Raw genomic sequence first — 423 nt, 5'->3', positions numbered from 1 at the left:
GTTCATGTGTGGTTCAGGTCACAAAAGTGTCTCGCCGGTTCTGTTCTACCGCACCACCGCAGCCCGCGCCACCGCTCGGATGCTCACTTCTACCTGGACGTTTGTGTGAGGGTCCGGAACGTTGGTGTCGAGGAGCCGGTGCGGGGGTGTGTGCTAGAACTGGTCAGGCATCGAGTGACATGACTCACAGTGTTCGTCTCGCGGGTTCGGTCGGCACCCCGGCGGATCCCGGTCGATGCACGAGAGCGAAGGGACCACCCCGCATGATCGAGGACATCACCGAACCACCGCTCACCCCGGTTCCCGGCCCGACGCGGCTGATTCCCCGCCGACGCCCGGACGGTCGCGAACTCCTCGCCACCGCGAAGGGAATCCTGATCGCCGCCCGCGGCTGCAGCGACGCCCAGGCGTTCGACGAACTCC

Annotated in this window: 1 protein-coding gene; it reads left to right on the top strand. The window is 65.7% G+C overall.

Going from position 1 to position 423, the window contains the following annotated elements; genetic code table 11:
• Positions 1–263: 263 nt before the first annotated feature.
• A partial coding sequence (locus P3H15_RS55705) for an ANTAR domain-containing protein (protein ID WP_346348898.1) occupies positions 264–423 on the top strand: 160 nt, incomplete at its 3' end.

The organism is Rhodococcus sp. T2V, assembly GCF_029269925.1.
Lineage (GTDB): Bacteria > Actinomycetota > Actinomycetes > Mycobacteriales > Mycobacteriaceae > Rhodococcus_F > Rhodococcus_F koreensis.
This window is presented reverse-complemented; position numbering and strand designations above follow the sequence as displayed.